This window comes from Novosphingobium sp. BL-S-34, assembly GCF_056857015.1.
Genome location: NZ_JBXEPV010000003.1, coordinates 142,294 through 167,122, shown reverse-complemented (window position 1 = coordinate 167,122; position 24,829 = coordinate 142,294). Strand labels below are relative to the sequence as shown.

General features: G+C 62.0%; 18 protein-coding genes and 1 pseudogene. 10 read left to right on the top strand and 9 right to left on the bottom strand.

The window, feature by feature from the left end; genetic code table 11:
* Positions 1-4: 4 nt before the first annotated feature.
* From AC1VV3_RS23575 to betC, 5 genes are all read right to left on the bottom strand, one after another.
* The gene (locus AC1VV3_RS23575; protein ID WP_482963469.1) at positions 5-2,152 is read right to left on the bottom strand and encodes a TonB-dependent receptor; all 2,148 of its coding nucleotides are present in this window, start codon (positions 2,150-2,152) and stop codon (positions 5-7) included.
* A 208-nt stretch (positions 2,153-2,360) separates the two neighbouring features.
* Positions 2,361-3,035, bottom strand: coding sequence for a GntR family transcriptional regulator (locus tag AC1VV3_RS23570; RefSeq protein ID WP_482963468.1), 675 nt, complete (start codon positions 3,033-3,035; stop codon positions 2,361-2,363).
* A 619-nt stretch (positions 3,036-3,654) separates the two neighbouring features.
* Positions 3,655-4,857 (bottom strand): MFS transporter, encoded by a 1,203-nt coding sequence (locus AC1VV3_RS23565; protein WP_482963467.1) that lies wholly within the window; start codon positions 4,855-4,857, stop codon positions 3,655-3,657.
* 4 nt (positions 4,858-4,861) lie between these two features.
* Positions 4,862-7,177 carry a TonB-dependent receptor gene (locus AC1VV3_RS23560; RefSeq protein ID WP_482963466.1) on the bottom strand — a complete coding sequence of 772 codons (2,316 nt, stop codon included), beginning with the start codon at positions 7,175-7,177 and terminating at the stop codon, positions 4,862-4,864.
* Between the two features lie 59 nt (positions 7,178-7,236).
* Positions 7,237-8,778 (bottom strand): choline-sulfatase, encoded by a 1,542-nt coding sequence (gene betC / locus AC1VV3_RS23555; RefSeq protein ID WP_482963465.1) that lies wholly within the window; start codon positions 8,776-8,778, stop codon positions 7,237-7,239.
* A gap of 89 nt (positions 8,779-8,867) precedes the next feature.
* Between betC and AC1VV3_RS23550 the strand changes: the two genes are divergently transcribed.
* The 7 genes from AC1VV3_RS23550 to AC1VV3_RS23520 all read left to right on the top strand — a co-directional run bounded on the left by AC1VV3_RS23550 (position 8,868) and on the right by AC1VV3_RS23520 (position 17,772).
* The gene (locus AC1VV3_RS23550; RefSeq protein ID WP_482963464.1) at positions 8,868-9,812 is read left to right on the top strand and encodes a choline sulfate utilization transcriptional regulator; all 945 of its coding nucleotides are present in this window, start codon (positions 8,868-8,870) and stop codon (positions 9,810-9,812) included.
* Entirely contained in the window at positions 9,809-10,720 is a 912-nt protein-coding gene (locus tag AC1VV3_RS23545) for a TauD/TfdA dioxygenase family protein (protein ID WP_482963654.1), read from the top strand. Before AC1VV3_RS23550 ends, AC1VV3_RS23545 begins: the two co-directional genes overlap by 4 nt.
* Complete coding sequence (def, locus tag AC1VV3_RS23540) at positions 10,717-11,256, top strand: peptide deformylase (RefSeq protein ID WP_482963463.1); 540 nt, start codon at positions 10,717-10,719, stop codon at positions 11,254-11,256. The genes AC1VV3_RS23545 and def overlap by 4 nt, the downstream gene beginning before the upstream one ends.
* Positions 11,257-11,335: 79 nt before the next feature.
* Complete coding sequence (locus AC1VV3_RS23535) at positions 11,336-11,854, top strand: RNA polymerase sigma factor (RefSeq protein ID WP_482963462.1); 519 nt, start codon at positions 11,336-11,338, stop codon at positions 11,852-11,854.
* Entirely contained in the window at positions 11,851-12,915 is a 1,065-nt protein-coding gene (locus tag AC1VV3_RS23530; protein ID WP_482963461.1) for a FecR family protein, read from the top strand. Before AC1VV3_RS23535 ends, AC1VV3_RS23530 begins: the two co-directional genes overlap by 4 nt.
* A 56-nt stretch (positions 12,916-12,971) precedes the next feature.
* Positions 12,972-16,094 (top strand): TonB-dependent receptor domain-containing protein, encoded by a 3,123-nt coding sequence (locus AC1VV3_RS23525; RefSeq protein WP_482963460.1) that lies wholly within the window; start codon positions 12,972-12,974, stop codon positions 16,092-16,094.
* Between the two features lie 52 nt (positions 16,095-16,146).
* A complete protein-coding gene (locus AC1VV3_RS23520) occupies positions 16,147-17,772 on the top strand; it encodes a sulfatase family protein (protein WP_482963459.1) in 1,626 nt (541 codons plus the stop codon).
* A gap of 113 nt (positions 17,773-17,885) precedes the next feature.
* Here the strand turns inward: AC1VV3_RS23520 and AC1VV3_RS23515 are convergent, their stop codons facing one another.
* Positions 17,886-18,488, bottom strand: a complete 603-nt coding sequence (locus AC1VV3_RS23515; RefSeq protein ID WP_482963458.1) for a nitroreductase family protein — start codon at positions 18,486-18,488, stop codon at positions 17,886-17,888.
* 597 nt (positions 18,489-19,085) lie between these two features.
* Here AC1VV3_RS23515 and AC1VV3_RS23510 point away from each other — a divergent pair.
* Positions 19,086-20,582, top strand: coding sequence for a carbohydrate porin (locus tag AC1VV3_RS23510; protein WP_482963457.1), 1,497 nt, complete (start codon positions 19,086-19,088; stop codon positions 20,580-20,582).
* 369 nt (positions 20,583-20,951) lie between these two features.
* On the opposite strand, the pseudogene AC1VV3_RS23505 reads toward AC1VV3_RS23510, so the two are convergent.
* Both AC1VV3_RS23505 and AC1VV3_RS23500 read right to left on the bottom strand, forming a co-directional pair.
* Positions 20,952-21,230: pseudogene (locus AC1VV3_RS23505) on the bottom strand (HU family DNA-binding protein); the annotation flags it as partial.
* A gap of 252 nt (positions 21,231-21,482) precedes the next feature.
* Positions 21,483-21,686 (bottom strand): helix-turn-helix domain-containing protein, encoded by a 204-nt coding sequence (locus AC1VV3_RS23500; protein ID WP_482963456.1) that lies wholly within the window; start codon positions 21,684-21,686, stop codon positions 21,483-21,485.
* A 515-nt stretch (positions 21,687-22,201) separates the two neighbouring features.
* Between AC1VV3_RS23500 and AC1VV3_RS23495 the strand changes: the two genes are divergently transcribed.
* Complete coding sequence (locus AC1VV3_RS23495; protein ID WP_482963455.1) at positions 22,202-23,161, top strand: hypothetical protein; 960 nt, start codon at positions 22,202-22,204, stop codon at positions 23,159-23,161.
* Between the two features lie 108 nt (positions 23,162-23,269).
* Complete coding sequence (locus tag AC1VV3_RS23490; RefSeq protein ID WP_482963454.1) at positions 23,270-23,470, top strand: hypothetical protein; 201 nt, start codon at positions 23,270-23,272, stop codon at positions 23,468-23,470.
* A gap of 91 nt (positions 23,471-23,561) precedes the next feature.
* On the opposite strand, the gene AC1VV3_RS23485 is transcribed toward AC1VV3_RS23490, so the two are convergent.
* Positions 23,562-24,506 carry an alpha/beta hydrolase gene (locus tag AC1VV3_RS23485; RefSeq protein ID WP_482963453.1) on the bottom strand — a complete coding sequence of 315 codons (945 nt, stop codon included), beginning with the start codon at positions 24,504-24,506 and terminating at the stop codon, positions 23,562-23,564.
* Positions 24,507-24,829: the final 323 nt, after the last annotated feature.

The window sequence follows — 24,829 nt, the reverse complement described above, 5'->3', positions numbered from 1 at the left end:
ACGATCAGAAGTTGACCGAAGCGCCGACCTGGAATTGAAGCTTGGGCTTGGGGGCCACGTAGATGCGGTCGCTGAGCGCGAAGCCGAACTCGTTGTAGGCCGAGCCCGGATACCAGATCCCGCCTGCCCAAAGGTTCAGGTTGTTCTTCTCGGGCAGAACCCAGCGGACCTTGCCGGACAGCCGGTTGTAGGTGCCGGCGCTGTAGGTGCCGAGCGAATCCAGCTTCTGCGGTCCGAAGAACTCGTGATCGAGATCGAAGCGCAGGCTTTCGCCGTCGCTGCCGGGCAGGCGGTAGTCTACCCGTGCGCCATAGGCGGCGAGCCACTTGGCGACGTATGGTACATAGCCGCCATCGGCGAGACGGGCCTTCACCACCGAGTAGTTGCCGGTCAGCTTGAGGTCGACCGTTTCGCTCTTCACCAGTTCCAGCGAGGTCTCGAGGTCGAGGCCCTTGCGGCGTGATGTGCCGAGGTTGACGTAAGTATAGCCGACCTGACCGACCTCGTTCGAGTTCACCGTCTTGTAGAAGTTCGCCTGGAAGTGCAGGCGACGGCCCCATGGATCGTAGGCGATGCCCGCTTCCTTGCTCGACAGGTGCGAGACATTGAGGTCCGGGTTTGTGGTCAGTTCCGAGAACGCGCTGGGGGAGCGTGGGCTCTCGCCGTAGTTGGCGTAGATCGTCACGTCCGGCACCGGGTTGATGGCGGCGCCGATCTGGGGGCTGAAGCGTCCGGTCTTGGTCTTGAACGACTGCTCGTAATAGGCGTTCGCCGCCGCGTCGTAATCCTGGTTGTCGACGTCGATGGTGAAGTGGTCGTAGCGGCCGCCGGCGGTGATCTTCAGCCAGCTTGCAGGCTTCAGCTGAAGCGAGGCGTAGACCGAGCTGGTAGTCTCGTTCACCTGTTCGCGCTGGTAGAAGTAGGCGTCCAGCGGGTCGAGGCCGGTGATTTTGTCACCATCTTCGGAGGGAAGCTCGGTGAGGGCGATGTCGGCACGCTGGACGCTGACCCCGCCCAGGAGCAGGGCATCGATACCGGCCACTTCGAAGCGGCGATGTGCCTCCAGGCTGCCTGCATAGTTCCAGCGCGCGTCGCGGCGATAGTATTGCGGATAGGGATAGGTGGTCGAGGTGCGATTGAGCGCGCTGTGGCCCACGCTGGCGCTTGCCTCCAGGCCCTGGTCGTAATCGCCCAGCAGGTAGTTGCCGATTAGCGTGTAGGTCTGGGCGGAGCCGTGATCGCTGTCGCTGATCGCGGACTTGGCGCTGATCGAGCGGTCCTTGATGAGGCCGAGATCGATGTAACCGGGCTGCTGGAACTTGTTGTTGTAGGTTTCGAGGCCGAGTGTGAAACGCCCGGCACCGAGCGGGGTGGCGAACTTGGTGAAGGTCTTGACCAGTTTGCCGCCGCTGCGATCGCGGTAGCCGTCCTGCCGCTGGCCGTCGACGATCGTGTAGAAGCTGCTCCGGCCCTCGTTCCATTGCGTCCCCAGCGAGGCGACGGCGCGCACGAAGCCGTAGGAACCGCCGGTCAATGCGAAGCCCGAAGGAATGTAGTCGCGCGTGGTGGCGACGACCGAGCCGGCCTGCGCGAAATTGCCGCCGTAGCGCGTGTCGAAGGGCCCGCGCACGATGGTGAACTGGTTGATCGTCTCGGGGATCAGCGGGTTCAGGTCGACATAGCCGTTGACGCTGATGTGCGAGGGGGCGTTGCGCTGGATACCGTCCTGATAATAGGCGAGAAAGGCGGAATCGTAGCCGTTCGACCAGCCGCGCATGGTGATACCCTGCGTTTCGCCGACTTGCCCATAGTCAGATACCTGCACGCCGTTGCTGCCGCGCAGCAGGTCGCCCGCCGTCGTCGTCAGCTTGTTGGCGATATCGTCCTGGGTAATGACGGTGACCGAGGCGGGGTTCGCTGCCGGGCTGTTGGACAGCACCATCGGCGCGCCGTGGCCGCGCTTCGCGGCGGTGACGATGATGGAGTTGTCTTCGGGGCGCGCGTCCTTGTTGGTCTGGGTGTAGTCCTGACCGCTCTCCTGCGCGGCGGCGGGCGCCGCGATAACCGAGGTCAGCATGCTGGCGGACAGGAGCAGCGCGGCAGCGTAGCGGCGGACAGGGGAGGGCGATTGCCCACCACGGATGGTGATCATCAGGTTTCCTTTCGGGAATGACGGCCGCATGAATTGGTTCGCTCTCCGGGGGAGGAGCGGCTGCGGCGTTACTGTTGAGGAAAGCCTGTCACCTCGAGGTGTCCAGCGCTTGGTTTCTTTGTTAGACGAACTTCTGGGAGCGCCTTCCGATCAGGCCGATTTGGCTGATGGCTCGGAAAACGCGGAAAATCAAAAACTTGGCAGAATGCTATTCAGGTTTCCCGTGCTCCATGTCGGCAACGTAGTCTCCAATGATATCGGGGTCGATCAGGGCATGGCGGCGCATCAGCGCGCGGGCGCCCTCTATGTCGCGGCTTTCAAAGGCTTCGATGAGTTTCCAGTGATCGTCGAGATCGGCGCGCATCTGCCCTGGGTATGTCAGGCAGTAGCGGAAATAGCGGGCGAGATGGACGACCGAGCGTTCCAGGGCTTCCATCAGATAGGTATTGCGCGAGGCGGCGATGATGATCGAGTGGAACGACGATGCGGTGGACGCATAGTTCGCCACATCGTTGGCGGAGATGTAGTCTTCCAGCCGCTGGCAATGGTCGCGCAGTGCGGCGATTTCGTCAGAGCGCAGGCGGCGTGCCGCGAAGCGCGCTGCCGACGCTGCCAGTTCCGCCGAATAGTCCATCAGGTCCAGCGTCTGGCGCAGATCGAAGCGCGGCACGACCGCGCCGAGCCGCGGCGTCTTGTGCAGCAGTCCGGCGGCTACGAGTTGAGAGACCGCCTCACGCACCGGCGTGCGCGATGTGCCGAACAGTTCGGCGATTTCCACTTCCTCGATCCGTTGGCCGGGGGCGAGCAGGCCCTGCGAGATGCGGGCCTCGATCCCGGATCGGACGAGGTCTGCCTGGGATATCCTGGAATCGCGGTCGGTCACGGATTGGCCTCTGCTGTTGCGAGATCCTGATACTCAACCAATTCGGTTGAGTAAAGGTCGTGTATGCAAAAAGACCTTTCGTGCATGCAAGATTCGCTTTTGGCCTTCTCCTAAGGCTAAGGCTCGCGCCGCCAGCGCAAGCGTTTCGCTCTCCGCTTTCCCTGAGATTGGGCGCGACGATCGCGATAGTCCGGCTTGAAGAAGTTTCTCTACTAACTTGCCATGCTAATAGATTGAAGGCGGAAGTGAGCCTCAAAGCGCGTCGCTCAGCCGCCAGTCTGAATATTTATATCATTGATAATGCGTGATATAATTAGACTTTTCCCGGTAATTCCCTATCGGTGTCGACTCCCGCCTTTCCGGATATGCGCCATTCTTTCGTTTAAAATTTTTCAAGCGAATGATTGCACGTTCGTCGAGCCAGAGGCTTCATTGGCGGCCGCCTATCAACTGCGACGAAACTGGCATTCGGAGGTCAGCGGTTTTTCGGATTAGGGGAAACGGCTAAACTCCTCGCCAGGATCGCGGAACTTCGCCGTCGATCTCCGAAGTGTTTGCATCCTGGTTATCGCACCCGACCATATTCCACGAGCAAACTTCAACGCCCTGCAGTATTTCATCATATTGCGGCAGCGGTGTGCGTGGTCGTCGGGGAAGTTCGCTGGCGGTCGAACCGCGATGCCAAGGGCCAGGTGGCGGCGATCGCGAGCAGGCAGGCCAGCAAGCCGAGCGGGCCGATCAGCTGATAGCTTCCGAACACCTCGGCTATGATTCCGGCTCCAAGCGAGCCCAGCGATTGGAACAGCAGCCAGGTACCTGTGGTCATGACCGCAAGCCTTCCGGTATGGTCAGACGAGTAGGCGAGACCGAGCAGCAAGGGGTAGGTCAGGAACCAGCTGACGTTGTACAGCACCAGCGCGGCGGCGAAGATGCCGGCGTCTGCGACCGTCGTGAGAAGAGCGCAGGAAAGGCCGCAAGCGCCGAGGGCGAGCGCGAGCGGCAACGTTCGCCGTAACCGTGCGACCACAGCGACCAGGCCTAGATTGCCGGCAGCACTGAGCAGCGAGGCTAGGCTCTGATAGCGTCCGAAGGTTGTCGCTGGCAGGCCGATCGCATGGGCAGCGCGTTCCATGAAGGGCCAGATCGCAAGGCTTCCGAACGCAAAAAGCGCCATGCCCAGGAGCACGCGCCAGCCGTCCCGGCCCAGCTTCGGCCGCCCGGAGATACCAGGGGCTACGTTCCGCACCGTTGCCGCCGAGGTGCCGGTGGAGCCAGGCAGCAGCAGGGAACCGAGGCCCAACACGGAGGAAAGCGCCGCCAGAGCTACGAACATGCCGCCGACGCCGTGCCGGACTCCCACGATCGGCAGGCCGATGTTGATGACGGCAAACAGCATCGTCTGCACCGCGATCCCGGCCGATATCGCCCGCGCCGGGTGTTCGGTGCGCCCGGCCGCCAGATTGACCGCACTGTTCATCAGTCCGAAGCCGAAGCCGGTGAACAGACGTCCCATCAGGAGGGGAGCATATCCCGAAAGGCCGGAGGATGCGGCTTGCGCAGCGACGACGAGCAGGGTCGCGACGATGGCCAGCGTTCGCGCGCTAGCGGCTCGGGCGCGCGGGGCGACCAGAAACATGGCGGCGGCATAGGCGAGTGTTTCGCTCATGCTCCACACACCCATCTGGATCGGTGAGAAACCGAAGCGGTCGATGAGGCCTCCGACCAGATAGGTCGTGAAATTGTTGCCGATATGCGCCGCGCCGGTCGCCGCGCCGATGCCGGCGAGCGTGAGCGCGAGGGATCTGCGCGGCGCCTGGGTCATGGGATCAGAACCTGTAGGCGGCCGAGAGGCCGTAAGTACGGCGCTCGCCCGGGTAGGTGCTCATCGAGCGGTTGAAGAACATCCCGAAGGTGTTGGTGCGATAATACGCATTGGTCAGGTTCTTCACCCAGGCAGCGACTTCGATGCCGCCTTCGGTGCGGTAGGCGAGGCGGGCATCGCCCAGCCACAGGGCGTCCTGGCTGAAGGTATCGCGCACCAGTTGGCGCGTTGCCGGGTCGGCGAGGAACGGGGCGGGGTTGTTGTTGGTGGCATCCGACCAGGTGTGGAAACGGTAGCGGCTGGTGTAGCGCCAGTCGGTGCTGAACGTCAGCGTCCCCGAACCCACGGCGATCTCGTAGCTGCCGGCAAGGTTCAGGGTATTGCGCGGCGCACGTTCCAGCGACTGACCGGAGAGATCGAGTTCGTTGCCCTGGTTGATCGGGGTGGGCACCGAGGCATTGGTGAAGTTCTTGTACTTCGAATCCTGGAAGCCATAGCCCGCGCTGAGTGAAAGCCCCGCGAAAGGCCGTGCGGCTGCCTCGATCTCGAAGCCGTTGACGCGTGCGGTCGCGGCGTTCTGGGTCTGCGCGCCGACGGTCTGCAGCACGGTGACCTGCATGTCGTCGATGTCGTAGTGGAAGGCGGTGGCGTTGAAGGTCACCTTGCGGTCCAGCCAGCTGGTCTTGATGCCCGCCTCGTAGGAGGTGAGCGTTTCCGGGTTGTAGACGCTCAGGTCTCCCGGGCTGGCGATATAGGTGTTGTACGCGCCCGAACGGAAGCCGCGCGCGACGCGGCCGAACAGCAGGATATCGTCGGTCGCCTTGTAGTCGGCCGAGGCGTCCCAGGTGAACTTCTTCCACGAGCGGCTGCCCGGCACCGGATCGAGCGGGGTGCTGCCGACGCCGCCGTTGCGGTAGATGCCGTTGGCGGTGTCGATGTAGAGGTTCTTGACCACGCTGGTGTCGAAGACGTCATCGGCCTGCGTCGCATAGTCGTAGGCCACGCCGTCGATCGACTTCTTTTCCCAGGTGTAGCGGCCACCCGCGGTCAGCTTCAGCCTGGAGGTCACTTCGTAGCTGACGCTGGCGAAGCCGGCGACGTTGTCGGTCTTGGTTTCGAAGTCGTAGGCGGCGCCGTCCACCCCGAAGTTGATCGGGCTGTAGAGGCCGAGCTGGCCGAAGCTGTTGGTCTTGTCGTGCAGGAAATAGGTGCCGACGATCCAGCCGAAGCGCTCGCCATCCGGCGATTCCATGCGCAGTTCGTTGGTGAAGGTGTCCGACGAACCGCCGTAGCGCTCGTGATACTTGGAGATCGGGTTGGCATCGTCGTCCGAGTAGATCAGCGAACTGGACTTCTCGTAGGAGGCGATGTCGATCAGGCGAACGCCGCCCAGGTTTACGTCGAGCCGGGCGTCGGTGCCGAAGCGGCGGGCGCGGGTGAAGTCCGAGCCGTTGTTGCTGAGCGCGGTTTCGCTGTCACGCTCGACATAGCCGTCGGAGTCCGCGCCGCCCGCCAACAGGCCGACGTGCTGGAGCGGCTGGCGCTGTTTGCTGACGCCGCCATGAACCTTGACCAGCAGGGTCGCATCGGGGGTGAATTCGTAGCCGAGCTGGCCGCGCAGGTCCCAGATGTCGTAGCCGCCGGCCTTCTTGTCGGTGTAATCGTTGTGGTACTGGCCGTCGCGGCTCTTGTAGACGCCGGCCACGCGGAAGTTCAGCTTGTCTGCGAGGGGGCCGCCGACGCCGGCTTCCAGCTCTACCGTGTTGTCGCTGCCGTAGACGGCGCGGCCCTGGCCGGTCAGCGTATCGCTCGGCTTGGTGGTGACGTAGTGGATGGCGCCGGCGGTGGTGTTCTTGCCCCACAGCGAACCCTGCGGCCCGCGCAGCACTTCGACGCGGTCGAGATCGTAGAGCGGCTCGCTTTGCGCCGAGCCCGCCGAGATGAACACCTCGTCCTCGTAGACTCCGACGGCGGAGGTCGCGGTGGGGGTAAAGTCGTTGGTGCCTATACCACGTAGGCGATAGCGCGGCATGGCGGCGCCCATCGCGGATTCGGCGGCCAAGTTCGGGGTCTGGCGGGCCAGCCCGATGCCGTCGCGGATCTGCTTTTCGGCGATGTCGGCACCGCCGATCGCGGTGATCGACAGCGGGACGTCCTGGAGATTGGCCGAACGCTTGGTGGCGGTGACGACGATGTCGCCGCCACGGGTGTCGGTATCGGCGGGCGCGGCGTCTTCGGCAAGCGCGGGTGTGGCCAGCAGGATCGCCAGTACGGCAAGGCTGCCGTTAAGGGCGGTGGATGTGCGGATGGTCGGTGTCATGGAAATTCCCCCCGTTTATCTGGTCAGGCCCGTTTCTCTGTTCAGGCCGGTGTATCTGTTCAAACTGGGTGGACTCTCGGGAAGCGGGCGATCGCTTCCAGCTTTTCGAGGTCCAGGTGGCTGCGGATGTATTCGCGCGAGGCATCGCGCGGTGGGTTCCAGTCCCAGGACTGGAGTCGCCCCGTGGCGTTGGCTGCGGCGACGATGCGGCGGCGACGCTGGCTGTCGATGACCTCGCGCTCGATGGCGGTGAGGTCCCAGCGGCGCGCCACTTCGGCGCGGAATGCGGAAAGGTGTTCGGAATATTCGGGATTCTGCGCGAGATTGCGCAGTTCGTCCGGATCGTTCGAAAGGTCGTAGAGTTGATCGGGGTCCACTGGCGAATGGATGAACTTCCAGTTCTCGCGGCGGATCATCACCACCGGCGCGATCGCGCCTTCGGCCAGGTATTCGCCGATAGCCTCGTCATGGCCGCTGCGGCCTTCGAGATGCGGCAACAGGCTGTGTCCGTCGAACGGGGCGGCTTCGTTCGCGTCGATTCCCGCCAGGTCCAGCAGGGTCGGGAACAGGTCGAGCAACGACACGCTGGCGTCCACCTCGTGCGGGGCGAAGCGGCCGGGAGAATGGACGATCAGCGGGATGCGCGATCCGCCTTCCAGGAAGTTCATCTTGTACCAGAGGCCCCGCTCGCCAAGCATTTCGCCGTGGTCGCTGCAAATGATGACGGCGGTGTCCTCGGCCAGCCCCGTTTCCGCGAGCGTTTCGAGAATCTGCCCGACTTGCTCGTCGAAGAAGCTGATGGCGGCATAGTAGGCCCGCCGCGCAGCGCGGACCTGGTCTTCCGTTACCGGATCGAGGTCGTTGCCGCAGACATGGCGCAGGCGGCGCGAGTGGGCGTCCAGTTCGTCAAGGGGCAGCGAAACGCGCGGCAGTTCGATATCCGCGTCCTCGTAGAGGTCCCAGTACTTGCGCGGAATTGCGAAGGGATCGTGCGGATGGGTGAGCGAGGCGACGAGGAAGAACGGCCGGTCGTCGCCCTCACTGGAGCCATCGCTGCTGCGCCCACGAGCGATGTCATAGAGCTTGCGGCGCGTGATGAAGACTACTTCCTCGTCAAAATCGAGCTGGTTGGTGCGCGCCGCCGTCCCTGCGGAAAGAACCGAGTCCATCGAGTGATACCAGGTCGGACGCTCCTCGAACCGGGTCCAGTCGGGGGTCCAGGCGAAGTCGGCAGGGTAGATGTCCGTCGTCAGCCGCTCCTCGAAGCCGTGGAGCTGATCGGGGCCGACGAAGTGCATCTTGCCCGACAGGATGGTGCGGTAGCCGCCGAGCCGCAGGTGGTGTGCGATGGTCGGGGTGCTGGCCGCGAACTCGCAGGCATTGTCGTAGGCGCCGATGCGGGAAGGCAGGCGGCCCGAGAGCATCGAGAAGCGCGAGGGGGCGCAGAGCGGGCTGTTGCAATATGCCGAGGAGAACAGCACGCCCTCCCGCGCGAGGCGGCTGAGATGGGGCGCCTTGACCGGCGAGCTTGCCAGGAAAGGCAGCGCCTGGGCGGCAAGCTGGTCAGCCTGGATCAGCAGAAAGTTTTGCTTCTTCGTCATCGACTCTAATTGTCTAGTGATTTGGTTGAGATTAGATAGGAATAAGCGGCAGGCGGCGTGAACCCGCTCGTTGCTTAAGGGTGAGATAAGTGGGACTGATATCTGAGCGCTTCTCCCGGCTGCCTCTGAAGAGCCTCGCGGTGTTCGAGGCGGCAGCGCGGCACGGCAAGTTTTCGGCGGCTGCCGAGGAACTGCTGATGACCCAGGCCGGCGTCAGCCAGCACATCTCCCAGCTTGAAGCCGACCTTGGCGTCGCGCTGTTCACGCGGCGCCATCGCGGCGTGTCGCTGACATCCGCCGGTGCGCAATTCCGGCACAGCGTGGAGCGCGGTCTTCGTACCCTGTCGGAAGGTGTCGCTTCTGTCAGAAGCCTGGTCGGAGAGCGGAAAATCGAAATTCTTACCGACTTCGGCTTTGCCGCATGGTGGCTGATGCCCCGTATTTCCGCGCTTTCGGAACTGATGTCGGATGTGGAGATCAGGCTGGTTACCACCCAGTCCGAAATCGATTCCGCTGCAGGAGATTTCGACCTTGCCGTTCTCTTCGGGCGCGGCGAATGGCCCGGGTGCCAATCGAATATGCTCTTTCGCGAGGAGGTTTATCCGGTCTGTTCACCAGCTTTCCTGGGCGATCGCGCATTGCCGTTGACGCCTGCGGAAATCGCGCAGATGCGCCTGCTACACCTCAGCAGCAATGCACCACAGCGCTGGTTTGACTGGGATGAATGGTTTGCCGGTGTGGGCGTGCCGTCACCCGGGCCGCACCAGGATCTCGTCTTCAGCAATTACCAGATCGTGCTTCAGGCGGTGTTGCTGGGGCAGGGGGTCGGCATCGGTTGGGCGCCCTTGATCGACGATCTGGTCGCGGAGGGAAGCCTCGTGCGGCTCTGCGACACGCCGCTGTCGAGCGAACGCGGCTATCACATCGTTCGCCCGCAGAGGGCCGCAGCCGCCAATCCGCTGGTGGAGACCATTGCCGCCTGGCTGCTTGGCCATGAGTGGAGCGAATGCAGCAAGGGATCGACGTGGCAATGACAAGCATGAACAGTCCGCAAGCAGCGTTGCGTGAAGCCATTATAGTTGAGCCTGTCAGCGGCCGCATCGGCGCGGAAGTTTCCGGTGTGACACTGGGCGGCAGTCTCGATCCGGCCGGGGTCGCGGCAATCCGTGCTGCGCTGCTCCGGCACAAGGTCGTCTTCATCCGGGGGCAGACGCATCTCGACGACGCCGCGCACGAGGACTTTGCCCGGACCTTGGGTACTGCGGTAGGCCATCCGACGCTTCCCGGCGATGGCGGGGACTTCCTGTTGGAGCTGGATTCGCATCGCGGCGGCAAGGCGAACAGCTGGCATACCGACGTGACGTTCGTTCCCGACTATCCGGCGATTTCGGTTCTGCGTGCCGTCGTTGTGCCCAAGGCGGGCGGTGATACGGTCTGGGCCAACTGCGTCTGGGCCTGTGAGCACCTGCCGCCATCGCTTTCCGCGTTTGCGCGGACGCTTCGCGGCGTGCACAGCAACGATTACGACTATGCGGCCAACCAGACCGCAGCCGACCCCGAACTCGATGCCTATCAGGCGACGTTTGCCGCGCGCGTGTTGGAAGCGGAGCATCCTCTGGTCCGCGTGCATCCGGAAACGGGCGAGCACGCGCTCGTCCTGGGCAGCTTCTTCAAGCGGTTCGTCGGCCATGGACTGGAGGAAAGCCGCAGGCTTTACGAGGTGTTCCAGGCCCACATCACGCGGCTGGAAAATACCGTGCGCTGGCGTTGGCGTGCCGGTGACGTGGCGATCTGGGACAACCGCGCAACCCAGCACTATGCGATCGACGACTACGGCGACGCGCACCGCGTCATGCGCCGGGTCACGCTCGCCGGGGAGCGGCCGCTCGGTATAGACGGCGCGCCCAGCCGGTGGGTCACGGGTGAGGAAGCCGGTGCATGATCCTCGATATCCTGAAAATGGGCGATCCGCGCCTTCTGAAAGTCGCCCGGCCGGTGGCGGACATCGACGATCCCTCTGTTCGCGGCATTATCGCCGACATGTACCAGACCATGCATGCCGCCAGCGGTGTCGGGCTGGCCGCGCCGCAGGTCGGCGTGGACCTTCGCATCATGATCTTCGGCTTCGAGGCCAACCCGCGCTATCCGGGCGAGCCTCCGGTGCCGGTTACCACGCTCATCAATCCCTGGCTCGAAGTGCTGACCGAACAGGTCGAGGACGGCTGGGAAGGGTGTCTTTCGGTCCCCGGAATGCGGGGACTCGTGCCCCGTTTCACGCATATCCGCTACGGCGGTACGCAGGAAGACGGCACCCAGGTCGAACGGGAGGCGCGCGGCTTTCATGCGCGGGTTTTCCAGCATGAGTTCGATCATCTCGACGGTGTCCTTTATCCTCGCCGGATCAGGGATATGACGCAGTTCGGTTTCATCGAGGCACTGTTCCCGGACAGCCCCCTGGCTGCACTTGAAGCCGACTGACGGCCGCGCGCCCTGCGGCCAAAATTCATTTCCCGGCATCCGGTGAGCATCCCGTCCACTCGTGCGTATTGACCAACCGATGGCACAAAGCGCTTCATTGCGACCGGCCGAATGGCTGACGGACCTCGATCGGCAATACCGGTCTTCCCTCCTGGCATTCTTCCGCCGCCGGTCGACCAACCCGGCCGAAGCGGAGGACATGGTCCAGGAGGTCTTTGCGCGTCTGTATGCGACGCCGGGCATCGAGCGTCAGACCGCCTCGGCCTATATCTTTCGTGCCGCCGCCAACCTGCTGCACGACCGCGCGCGGCGTGAAGGCGTCCGGGCTGCCTATCGGCGCGATTTGGAAGCGGACGATACGCTCGTGGAAAGCCGCGACCCCGAGCGCGTCCTGGCCGGGCAGCAGATGCTGGCCAAGATTCGCGGCGCTCTCGACGGTTTGCCAGAGCGCACGCGGGTGATCTTCGTGCTCTACCGGATCGAGGGCATGTCCCGGAAGGATATCGCGGGCAGCTTCGGACTGTCGGTCAGCGCTGTCGAGAAGCATATCGCCAAGGCCATGCGGACGCTGGTCTCGCTGCGGGAGGAATGGCGGTGAGCGGGGCACCATTCGAGGCGGCCGTGACAGGCGAAGACGGTGCCATCGGCTGGGCGCTGCGTCACCAGCATGGCGACATGACCTTCCCGGAGATCGAGGCTTTCGCGGCGTGGCTGGGCATGGACGCGCGCAACGGTGCGGCTTTCGATGAGGCAATGGCGGCCTGGGACATGATGGACGGTCCGCCGCTTGATCCTTCGCTCGTCGCTCTGCGCTGCGAGGCGCTGGACGCATTGCGCAAGGTTCAGGCGGATACCCCTCCTGCGGCGCGGATGGGACTGCGCGGTTTTGCTATCGCGGCAAGCCTGGTGCTTGCCGTGATGTTCGGAGTTGGCGGCTATCTCTGGAATGCGCCGGAAACCTATCGGACGGGTGCGGGCGAGCGGCGGGTCGTGGTCCTGGCCGATGGATCGCGGGTGACGCTCGATGGACGGACGAGCCTGCGCGTTGCCTATAGCGATCACGCGCGCCAGCTGACGCTGGAACAGGGGCGGGCGACATTCGCGGTGGCCAAGGACCCGTTGCGGCCGTTCTCCGTCGCCAGCCAGGACAGCATGGTCGTGGCGACGGGAACGCGTTTCTCCGTCGAACGGCTGGGCGGCCAGACGCGGGTCCTGCTCTATCAGGGCCATGTCGCGATCCTGCGCGAGCTTGGCGGGCGCTTCGTGCCGGGGACACTGCCGGGGCCACATGGCAGCGAACTTGCGGAGGCGGGCCTTGTTCCGGGGCGCGAACTTGTCGTGCCGTCGGGAGAGCTGCCGCTTCAGCTCAAAGACGTGCCCGATCCAGCTGCGGCAAGCGCCTGGGAACAGGGCCGGATCGAGGCCGCCGCCGAGCCGCTTGGTCTGGTCGCCGCGCGCATGAACCGTTATTTTTCCGGATCTGGGCTCTCCATCGCCAAGGATGCGGCGGCGATACCGGTCAGCGGTGTGTTCGAAGCTGGCGATATCGAAGCCTTCGTTGACGGTATTACCAGTGTTTCCCCAGTCGTTGCTGAGAGAATGCCCGATGGAAGTTTCCATTTGCGGAGACGAAGCAGTTCTATCCCATCCAGCAACTGAGGTATTCCAATCCTCATGCGTATTTTCCTGAGAACGATCCATTCAGGGGAAAGTACGTGAAGAGATTGCGAAAGTCCGGGCTATTGCTGGCCGGCGGGTTGGTATTTTCCGGGGCGTCTGCCGGCTGTCTGGTTCCTGCGGCCATTGCGCAGGAGGCCCGGCCTTCGCTTGATTTCGACATCCCCGCGCAGCCGCTGGACAAGGCGCTGCGGGACTACGGCCGCGTCACCCGCCAACAGATCGTCTTCGACGCGGGTAGCGTGAAAGGCGTGACCAGTCCTGCCATCAGGGGCCGCATGTCCCGTGAGGCGGCGCTTTCCCGGCTGCTGCAAGGTACGCGGTTCGCCTCTCGCACCGGTGCTAACGGCATCATCATCGTCGCGCCGCATTCGGCGCAGGCGGACGCGGCGCCTGATCCGGCCGTCAACGCGGTGGAGGTCGCCGACGATATCGTGGTGACCGGCACCCGCATCCGCAGCAAGGCCGGCGGCCCCAACCCGGTGACGCGCGTGACGGCGCGGGAGCTGTCGCAGCTCAGTCCACAGAGCCTTCCGGCGGCGCTTGCAAAACTGCCGGTGTTCTCGCCGATCAAGAGCAGCGACAGCGCTTCGGACGGGGGATACCAGCCGACCGGCAACTATCTCGACCTCTGGGGCCTGGGGCCGATCCGCACGCTGATCCTTCAGGACGGGCACCGGGTTCCGGCGACGTATTACGATGGCAATGTCGATATCAACACTCTGCCGCAATTGCTCGTGCAGCGGGTCGAAGTCGTGACCGGCGGCGCTTCGGCGGTCTATGGTTCCGATGCGGTTTCAGGCGTGGCCAACTTCATTCTCGACAAGGATCTGGAAGGCGTGAAGGGCCTCGTCCAGGGCGGACTGTCCACGCATGGCGACGGCGAGTCCCTCCGAGCGGGCGTGGCGCATGGTTTCAAGGTCGGCGATCGCGGCCACTTCGAATGGAGCGCGGAATACTTCCACAGGGCCGGGATCTCCGCGGCGGACAGGGCTTACGGCGATTCCGCGGTCTCGATCGTGGGAAGCGGTACGGCCGCCAATCCGCTCAGCCAGGTGAGCGATTCAAGGCTCAACAATTCCACCTTCGGCGGTCTTGTCACCACCGGGCCTTTCGCCGGCCAGCAGTTCCTGCCCGATGGGACCCTGACTGCCTTCGACAAGGGCGCGGTCACTGGAACCTCCGGCATATCGGTCGGTGGGGACGGGTCCTACCGGCGAAACAACAACCTGCTGCCTTCGCTGACGACCGCCCAGTTGTTCGGCCGGTTCGATTACGATCTCGGCGGGAGCACGAAGGCCTGGGTTCAGGCCAGCTATGCACAGACCCGGACGCTTTCGCATGAGCAGAACCTGATCAGCACGAATTCGTCGACGCCGATCACGATCTACAGCGGCAATGCCTACCTGCTGCCCCAATATCAGGGGCTTCTCGAACAGACTGGGACGTCGAGCTTCAACCTCAACCGCTACAACGAGGACTTCGGCAATATCCTCGGCCTGCGCAATCGGACGTCTGCCTTTTCGGCACAGGCTGGATTGCAGGGCAAGCTCTTCGCCGATCTCGACTGGGAGGTATATTACACTTACGGGGAGGGCAAGACATCACAGCTCACCACGAATAACGTCAATACCGAACGTTTCTATGCCGCCCTCGATGCCGTGGTCGATCCGGCGAGCGGCAATGTCGTCTGCCGCTCCAGCCTCGTTTCGCCTGCCGCGTTTGCGGGGTGCCAGCCGCTCGACGTGCTGGGCGAGGGCAATTCCTCGCAGGCGGCGATCGACTACATTACCGGCAATACCAGCTGGTCGGCGAAGAACACCATGCATGACCTCGGCGGCAACCTGAGCGGAACGCTGTTCGACGGCTGGGCCGGGCCGGTCAAGTTCGCGGCGGGTCTGGAATATCGCCACCAGCGCCTGAACGAAACCACCTCCGTCGAGGACAACGGCTTCGATGCGACGGGCCTGCGTGTCGGTCTTAACGGTACTACACCCGCAGTCGGCACCCAGCTCTGGACGAAGAACGTCGCGGCCGCCACCCGCGGTGTCCAGTCGGTTTACGAAGGCAATCTGGAGCTGAACGTACCGATCCTGCGCGACCTTCCGCTGGTCCGCACGGCCTCCATCAGCGCGGCCGGGCGCTTCACGCATTACAGCACCAGCGGATCGGTCGGGACCTGGCGGGTCGGCCTCGACTGGCAGCCGCTGCCCGGCCTCAATTTGCGCGCGACACGTTCGCGCGACATCCGCGCGCCAACGCTTTACGAACTCTACCAGGGCCAGACCGCGACGATTTCCGGCTATACGGATTATCTCACCGGCGCCAACGGGCAGATCCTCAACATCAGCAAGGGCAATCCCGATCTGAAGCCCGAAGTCGCGCGCAACATTACGGTCGGGGGTAGCTACCAACCGCCGGCGGTCCCGGGGCTTTCGCTGTCCTTCGATTACTACGACATCCGGATTCGCGATGCGATCGCCGCGCTTTCGGGCCTGACCACTTCGGTCGAGAAGATCTGCATAGCCTCGGGCGGATCGTCGCCGCTCTGCGACCTGGTCGCTCGGCCGGGTCCCATCACCGATACTAGCCTCGCCAACACCCCGACGGCGAATTACAAGCAGAACGAGAACGTGGCGCAAGTGCATTCCTCGGGCTTCGTGGTGGGCCTGGACTACGGCTTCGATCTTGCGGGGCTGACGCGGGCGCTGGACGGCAAGGCCGGGCTTGCCGTGCGCTGGACCCACGAGCCCGTTCTCAAGACCCAGAGTTTGCCCGGTGCGGTGATCACCAATGCCGCGGGAACTGCGCTGGCACCGGCCGACCGCATCACCGCCGTGGCGAGTTATGGGGTGGGTGGCACACACGCTGCGGTGACGGTGCGGTACTTCTCCAGCTTCCGCTACAGCGCCGATCCGACGCTGGTGGTCGCGGATCCGGCGTCCAAGGCCTATGTCCAGACCGACTTCAACCTCTCGCAGGACTTCTCGGTACGGGATGTTCCGGTGACGCTGTTCGCCAACGTCAACAACGTCTTCAATGTGCATGGCGGACTTTATGAACCCAGTTCGTCGAATCCGGGGCTGATCTATCCGGCCGCGCCCTTTGCCGACCAGATCGGACGCTACTTCACCGTTGGACTGCGCTTCGATGGACTCTGAGCGCTCAATGCCGGTCCCGTCGGATCGCCCTGGAATTCGTGAAAGGTCTCACATGCATTTCAAATCGAGGCGCGCGGCTAGGCTCCTGGCCAGTCTGTCGGCACTGGCGCTTGCCGGGGTGCTTCCCCAGGCTCCGGCCCGCGCGCAAGCCCCGGCCCCGAGCCAGGCTTCACAGACCATCCCGGCCAATCCCGGAGGCAGAACGAACGCTGCGGATGGCCGGCCGAACATCATCCTCATCCTGTCCGACGACAACAGCGCACCGCATGACGGTTGCCATCCCTCCGAGGATCTGAGGGCCAATGCCGTCACTCCGAACTTCGAGGCTTTCGCCCGGCAGGGGATGTGCTTCGATCGGGCTTACGATACTTCGCCGCAATGTGCGCCGTCGCGCGGCTCGATCTTCGCGGGTCGCAATCCGGTCGATATCGGCATCACCCGTTTTGCCGAGCCTGCGGGCCTCGACGTTCGCTATTTCTCGGACATCCTGCGTGCTTCGGGTTATTGGGTGGGGCTTGAGGGGCGCCTCCATCACCTTGGCGGCCGGGAGGGCGATCCGCCGCACGTCAAGCAGGCACTCCTTGAAAGCGGGATGAGCCGCCTTTCCGACCGCTTCGACTATGTGCACGTGTTCGGTACGAAGGAACTGTCGCCGGAGCAACTGGTCGGCCGGCTCGACAAGACCTTCGACACGATCCCCAAGGACAAGCCGTTCTTCCTCTATTTCGGTTTCAACCAGACCCACCGCCCCTTCGTGACCGATCACAGCGACATAAAGTCGGCACGGCTGCACTTGCCGCCGGACTGGCCGGACATGCCCGAGGTACGCGAAGATTATGCCAACCTGCTGTCGGACCTGCGCAGCATGGACCGGCAGTTCGGCGCGCTGATGGCGACGCTCAAGGCCCGCGGGCTCGATCGCAATACGCTGATCGTGTTCATGGGCGACAACGGGGAGGCGATGTATCGCGGCAAGGGCACGCTCTACGAACGTGGCAACCGTGTGCCGCTGATCGTGCGCTGGCCCGGTGTCGTGCAGCCCGGATCGCGCAGTTCGGCACTCGTGAGCGGGATCGACCTGGCAGAGACGTTCCTCGAAGCGGCGAGGCAGCAACCCGATCCGCGCATGACCGGGACGAGCCTGGTTCCCATCCTGCGCGGTAGCCGCGGAGCGGGGCATGAGTATGTCTTTACCGAGAGGGGCGAGCATCCCGGATCGCTGACGGTATCGGAAGGCGTCGACTTTGCCCGCGCGATCACGGGCAGGCGGTACAAACTGATCTACAATGCACAGCCGGGTCAGCCCTATTCGCCTGTCGATCAGGGGGGGCGTTTCCTTGCGCCCGAGGCGCCGGGACCGCAGATCCTGCCTGCGCTGGCCCGCACCGATCTGGATCGGGCGCTGGGGGCGTGGAAGGCGGTGGTTTCCGCTCACCAGCAGAGGACGCTGTCGGCGCTTCACGAACGCCTCTATTTCAAGCGCCCACGACCGATTTTCGAACTCTACGATATCGAACTCGATCCCTACGAACTGGAGAACCTGGCTGGGCGGCCGCAGTACAACGCTATCGAAACCCGCCTGCGCGAGGAACTCGACAAGTGGATGGCGCTAAGCCACGATTACCTGCCCTTTGCGACCGATGCATTCCGCGAAACGCCCGATCCCGAGCGTCCGTAACACAGAGCCGGTCAGGCGTTCGTTTAGGGGCGCGGCGCCGGCTCTCACGGTCGGCATCGCGAGGGCCGGGGTTTTTCCGGACGTTCGACCGGACACGCGCAATAAGAAGGGTTTTACTCTGGGGTAATCCGCCCCTGGAATGCGATGCTATGAAGCGGCAGCCTTTCGCTGGGCCCTTCGCGGGCGCGCAGGGTATCGGGCAGGAGGTCTGGATCTCCGAGCCGTCCTAAAGCGACGGCGATCTCGATCCTGAAGCGTTCACCGCTTCCCATGACCTCGGCAGCGCGGGCAGCGTCAAAGCCGCCCATGGCGTGCGTATGAAGCCCGAGCTTGGTGGCCTGGAGAGCCAGAAGACTCCACGCGGCGCCGGCATCGAAGCTGTTGAAACGAGCCGGTACAGCCTCCGCCGAGCCGGGCGGCGTTATCAATGTATCGGAAAGGACGAAAATCAGGGCGGATGCACGCTGCGCCCAAGCCGCGTTGAAAGGGAGCAAAGCGGAGAGGAATTCTCTCCAGAAAGACGTGCCGCGCAGCGCGTAGACGAACCGCCAGGGCTGCGCATTGTAAGCGGATGGTGCCCACCGGGCGGCTTCTATCACACTGTTCACTGTCGCTGGGTCGAGATCTGTTCCGTCGAACGCTCTCGGAGACCAACGCGCGAGTATGTCGTGATCGATGGGATGTGTGGTGTTCCTGTCAAGGACATGGATCGTCATGCAGAATTCATTTCAAGCAGCGGACATGCGGGCCTGCCGCTACGCCGCCCGGGACAGGGCGAACCTTGCGATGACAGCAGTACCGGTGACCAGAATTGGTTCCAGTGTCCCTGCAGTTGGTCTGCTCGGGGCGGGGCCTCTGATCCCTCATCGATTTTATCGGTCTGAATGTCTACTGAAATGATTGAGAATTCTCAGGCAAACTCGAGAAAGCCCTTTATCGGCCGTTTATCGATGCAGTTCGCTGAGAACGGGTAACCGGTGTTCTCAGACCACATCGCTGTTGACGCCGACCGCGATGATCACCGCCACCGAGACGGTCGACCATTCTGGCGGACGAAGACGGGCAAGCGTGGCGCGAAAAAGGGGGCGGGTCGATTGCGCCGGTGTTCCTCGCTTTTGCAGTCGTCGCTGGCGTCACAGGTCTGGTTGTCCTGCGCTGGGCTCCGGAAACCAGCGGCAAGGCTCTGGAAGAGCTTTCGCCCTGATACTCTAGTGGTCGGCGACGCCCTGCTGCGTCGCCGACCCATTCTCCTTACGACAACATTGAAGAAGCGGCACGACAGATGCCGCCCTTCGCAAAGAGGATGTTAGAAAATGCGCAAGCAGATTGCTTGGTCGCTGGTGGCTGCCTCGTGGGTCGTTACCGCAAATGTGGAAGCGCAGGAAGCTGGGCCGACCAGCTCGGAGAAGGAAGCGCAAGCACCGGCTCCGGTGACGATGGCGTCAAATCCGGTACCAAAACCTGTTGCAGTGCCTATAAGGATAACCTCAGCCAACGGGCCAAAGCCGCAGGTCGAACTGATCCAGCCGCCGTTCATCGGCAAGGCAGGACCATCTGCGAATGGTCCGCTGAGCGCTTTCGGTAAAACCTTGGCGGAGCACGGTCTTTATCTGCGGGTTCTTGCCGTCGATGAATTTGCCGGAAACGTGACAGGCGGCCAAGGCAGAGGGGTCGGCAATTCTTATGCCTTACCCTTTGGGGCGGATGTGGATCTGGGCAATATGGTGGGCCTGAAAGGCGCATTTGTGCATGTATCGATGAACGTGTCCAAAGGAACGTCACTGACGGCAGACCATACGGGTAATGCGATCAGTTTCCAGACTCGCTACAAGGCGTTTCAAAACCTGCGGCTTGCTGCGCTGGCGATTGAACAGAACTTGTTCGATGGGAAAATGAATATTTCCGGCGGGCGGGTGTCACCGCTGACGTACTTCAACCAATCCAATATCTACTGCACCTTCCAGAACAATTCGGTTTGCTTCAATCCGGCGGTGGTGCCCATTCAGGACCGGGCGCTCGGCTTCTTCCCGTATGGGACCTGGGGTGGGCGCATCAAACTCGCCCCAACCAAAGGCTTTTACGTTCAGGCCGGCGTGTTCGAGGCCAACCCATCTCTGAACTCCACCAACGGATTCGACTGGTCGACGCGTGGCGCTACCGGGCACCAGACCGCAGTGGAATTCGGTTTCCAGTCGGCATCACCCAAGGCCAAATACCCCTGGCATTTGCGCATTGGCGGATACCACAACACAGCCGACGTCACTGACCCATACCTCAATGCTGCCGGGCGACCACGCCTGGCGAACGGCGGAGAAGCGTTGACACATGCGGGGCAGGCAGGCTGGTACGTAATGGGTGACGCGGTCGCTGGCCACATGAGTGGTAATCCCAAGCGTCCGATCACGCTATTTGGGGGTGCGATCGGATCTACCGAGAACTATGTTCCCTTCAAGGCGCAGACCATTGCCGGGGCGATCATCACCGGCCCATTCGCAAGTCGCCCGAACGACACGCTCGGTCTTGTCGGCAGCTATATCGAACTTGGTTCCCGCCAAGTGGATTTCCTGCAGGCATCACGGACCGCGGCAGGGGGGACAGATCGCGTGCGAGGTGGAGAAGGCGTTTTCGAGCTGAATTATGGATTTGCAATATCAAGGGGAATTAGGCTCAACCCCAACATCCAGTACGTCATGAACCCAGACAATTTGCCTCGTCCTCGTGCGGTTCGGCAGTCGAAGGATATCCTGGTTTTTGGCGCAAGGTTGTCGGTTGATTTCGCGTCGTTGTTGGGAATGCCGGCGCAACGCTGATCTGTGTTGTAGAGCGTATCTACCAATGACGGATTCCGGCGGAACCTGTCATTTACGGTTGCATCGGAAACGGCGGGATCGTCCCACGACACGGCGTTTAGGTTCAGCCATAATTCGGTGAACCGACGGCAGCCGTCAGGGGGCGAGATGACGTGGTCTGCGACCGCCATGTCGGCGAAAGCTCACGACAGCGAGGTTTATTTCCGCGAGTAACCGCCGGGCAAGCTTGTCGAGCGTCGAAATCTTAGGGAGTTTGACGACGGCAAGGTGAATTTCACGACAAGATTCCGTGGTGCCGATGCCGCAAGCCAATGGAATAGGACGGCACGCCACCGATATCGGCGCGCCATCCAATTTCGAAGTGCTGTCTTAGCCGTTCAACTTATCCTTGATGGCTTTGGCGGGTGCGAACGTGAGCTTCTTCGAGGCCGCGATCTGAATGGTCTCGCCGGACGAAGGATTGCGGCCTTCGCGAGCCGGAGAATCTTTCACTTTGAACTTCCCGAAACCGTTCAGCGAAATTTCGTCGCCGGCAGCCGCTGCTTCGGCAATTGCTGCGAACACCGCATCGACCGCCTTCTTGGCATCAGCCTTCGTTACGCCGGTTTCAGAAGCCAGCTTTTCGGCGAGGTCAGAATTGTTCATTGTCGTGTTCTCCTGCGGTTATGATTGAATTCTGCCGAGAGAATTATAGCTGGCCATACAGGTCGGCAATGTCATGTCGCCAACGCCTGTGCACAGTTCACCCACGCTCGTTGGCCGGACCTGTCTCATTGAGGCCCAAGATGGCTAGATCTGGGCAGTAAGCGAATGTCGTGATCGGCCAAATCCAGCCCGCGCTTTGAGCTTCTAAGATCCGGCAGATTTGCAGTTCTCGGTTTTGCCAGGCGAACTCAGGGGTCAATGCACTTGGCTTGTATTGTCAAATGATCGGTCGTTAGCCCATGCTTCAAGTTCGGAGAAGGTATAGACGACGCGTCGCCCGAATTTCCGAAAGGGTGGGCCGCCACCGACAACCCGCAGCTTTTCAAGCATGCGCGGTGAAAGGCGTAGATACTCGGCGGCCTCAGAATTTGTCAAATGCACGTTGGCTGGCTTCGTCATAGTTCAAGAGCTTTCTTCCGCGAAACAAGACGAACCGCTAAGCTGTCACCGGACAGCCACTTGGGAAATATACGTTCGAGTGCACCAAGCCGCCTTTCTGATGCATTGAACACGACAGGATCAAGATTTTGGTGTGTTCAGGCGAGCAGATGGCTAGGCGAGCCCGAAACTCATGCCCGCGCTTTTTTTGGCATGGAATTCATGGGCAAGGGTCGAGAAGAATTTTAACCATCTCCCCGGAGCTGACGATTGCGGGAGCGCCTGAGGCAGCGATGAGCGCCAACAGCAGGTACCTTAGTCCTTTGCGCAAGAGAACGCCTGGGTATTCCCACGCGTGGCTCCTATATGGCTCCCAGCTCTCTTTTGGCGTCGCTGTTGATTCTGCACGAATTTCATAAACTATTAAAAATAGACAATAATCTCAATCGTCTCACCTAAAAACCGTCTCGACGCAAACATGGAGCGCTAATTATACGCAAGAGCAGAGCAAAGAACTCGACGCGCTCAACGAGGAGATGGAAAATCTCGTCGAGGCATCCCTGGAACTCACGCAAGAGCAGAAGGCCGGGGCCATCGCCTACCTCATTATCAATAGCGCAGGCTGCCCACAGCTCCATCATGAGTACTTCGCAATCGAAGCCGTTGATGATGCCGAAGAAACCGATAGCGATGACGCCGGCGACAGGATCCGAGGCGAGGACGATGGGACTTGTGATGATGACGCTGCCGCCCTCCGTGCAAATGATGGGGCGCATGAGACGTACAGCCAGCGCCTGCTTGACGAACTTGCCAGTATGAAAACCGAACTTCTTCCCGTGCATGTCGCCAATGATCCCCAGTTCGCGCTGGACCGAGCCATTTTCATCATGACGGATCGGTCGTCCCTGGTGGGCTGGACAGGGATGCCGAGCGAACTCAGCGCTTCATCTGCTGGCCCGCGCGTCCATGGGTTCGAAAGCGAAACGAAGGCGGCGGCAGAATGGGCGGCGCTCACCGAAGGGCTGGACCGTAGCTGGCAAGCCCATGAAACCTTGAGCGAGCGCTATGACGCCTTCAGCGGCCTGGAAGAAAGCCTGCGGAGGGCTTGGCTAGGCTGGGCCGTTGCCCGGACCCTGCATGCCGTTCCCCACGGGCAAACAGGTGCGAACTTCCTCGATCATCTTGGCGCTAAACTTGCGATCGACGCTGCAAGCTGGTGGCGGCCCACCGCGCGAAATTTCTTCGATCGGCTGACGAAACCGCGGAGCCTTGATCTTTTTGAGACCATTGGAGGTGCAGAGCTGCGCAGCAGGCACAGGGGCTCACGCAAGTTCGACCTTGCGGTTTCGGCAGGGCGAGCGATTCTCGGACAGGCGAGACAATGCCGTGCGCGGCCGCGTTTCGGTCACGTTCTGATCGAAGCATGTACGGGCTGCTGTCTTGCAGCAGCCCGTAAGCAAAAGAGCGACCGAGCTTTCCCACATAACATGGCCTAGGCTGTAGAACCCGTCGCGGGCCTTGTCCGCGCGGGCTAAACTGATGCTCGTGCAGTCGGAATTCGATCAAATTGCCGGTGCTTCTCTGCGGGACTTTCAGCGGGCAAAGTGAGGGCTATTACGGCGTTGCCCACCTCGGATGAAATGCAGCAAAATTTTCGGCTGCTCCCGATGGCCTACAGGCGCACCGAGCTCCCTCATTTTCTGCTTGGCAGAGTGATGACGAGCCAGCGCGTAGCGCTGGAAGTCAGCGACGTTGCCGCGGCGGTAAGCACCGCGGCCAAATTCATCAAACCCGAAGTTGCCTGAGCAAGGCTGCGCCGACATCGCTTCTGCGGCTGACCCATTCCAGACGCTCGGCGTTAAAACTCTCCTTCCCAGTAGCCAACTGGCCGCTATCCTAATGGCGGCGCGCGGCAGTGACTGGAAGCAGGTACTTCAACCCGTGGGTGAAGCCGCGCGGCGCGACGCTGACGTGATCTTCGTCATTGAGAACTTCCGTCTGCAAATGCAGGGAGGGATACTTGCGGGATCGCAGAATCTGATCCATTTCCTTGGTATCAGTCACCATATTCGCGGATTTGGAAAAGCGCGCATCGCCTCGGCGCGTCTCTTCGTATTCGCCGATGTACATGTAGACTCGTGCGGGCAAGTCGCCATGGCTGGCCGTATAGGCACGTGCCTGATTCATCATATAATGTTGGTCATACCAGAACGAGGGACTTCCTAGAACGTAGCCAACAAACAGGCCAGGTTCGCTCAGCAGGATCTGCATGCCGAGCAGTGAGCCATATGAATGCCCCAGGAAAATCCGCCGCTTCTCGTCCGTCCGGTAGCGCTGAGCTACGAAAGGCACGACTTGGTCTCGGACATAGGTTTGATAGGCCCTCGCTTGACCGTGTACCGTCCCCTTCGGCGATCCCGCAGGGCCGTTTTCCGTCGGCGTGTAATCGCGGCGGCGGCTCTCCATTCCGCCTTCTCCCTTTGCATAGGAGAGCCCGACGAGGATGAACTCTTCGACGGTCGGCCCCTCGACATTGAGACGGCGCCCGATCTGCTTGAGCAGTGAAAACGCATAATCGGCGTCCGTAGCATAGATTACCGGATATCGACGCTCAGACTGCGTGTGATAGGACGGCGGCAGGGCCACGAAGACCTGATAGCTCCGCTGCGATGCGGGATCGGGTACGTCCCACACCTCGCTTTCCGTAACCTCGTAGGGCAGCCCGCCCCCTCGTTGCACCGCAACGCCGGGCGTCTCTTCTGCCTGGGCCTGTCCCGTAGACGCATCGGTGCAGGCGGTGAGCACGGTGGCGCAAAGGCCGATGAAAAGGAATTGCTTCATCAATGCTGCCCCCCGGCTAAACGATTTCGAACTTAGATCCCGCCAGCTCTCAGCTGTCAGAATATATAGCCATGACAGAGCATTAGCAGTGGATCAGATCGCTGTCTCGGTCATGCCAACCCTGAGGAAAGGCGTTTCGCCGCATCGCTTATGGCTCTTCCCAATCCGGATTGGCATTTTTGTCGCCATCAAGAGTGTTCAGCGGAATTAGAATGATTGGGTTAAGAAGGGTGCCGAGAGCGATCAGCAACGACCTTTTCGCGGCATTGAAGTTTGAATATTTATATCCGCGGGGTGACCGTCAGCTGTTGTTTGTAATCCGC